We start from the raw sequence: 477 nt of genomic DNA on the forward strand, positions 1-477 counted from the left end.
TGCTAAATTCTGGTGTATACTCTGGTAAGGTTTCGGCTAATGTACCTGGGCCATTGACGCCACCTTCAAATGTTGGTTTAGGTGGTTCAACTAAAGATTCGCCAGTTACACCGCCTGTAAAGTCTGGGATTTCCTGTTTCAAAGTTTCAACTGGAACTGCACCACCTTCATACTCTGGTAAGCTTTCAGCTACCGTACCTGGGCCATTGACGGCACCTTCAAATGTTGGTTTTGTTGGCTCAACCAAGGATTCGCCTGATACACCGCCTGTAAAGGTAGGTTTCTCGTGGACTTCTGGAAGGCCACTTTGACTGCTAAATTCTGGTGTATACTCTGGTAAGGTTTCAGCTACTGCTCCTTGGCCATTAACACCACCCTCAAATGTTGGTTTTGTTGGCTCGACTAAGGAGTCACCTGATACGCCACCTGTAAACTCTGGGATTTCCTGTTTCAGAGTATCAACTGGAACTGCGCCTC

Annotated in this window: 1 protein-coding gene; it reads right to left on the reverse strand. The window is 47.0% G+C overall.

The features are described from left to right. The coding region (locus HMPREF2987_RS11210; protein WP_373878856.1) for an SIALI-17 repeat-containing surface protein at positions 1–477 on the reverse strand (477 nt) is incomplete at both ends.

This window comes from Streptococcus sp. HMSC067H01 (assembly GCF_001814775.1).
GTDB lineage: Bacteria > Bacillota > Bacilli > Lactobacillales > Streptococcaceae > Streptococcus.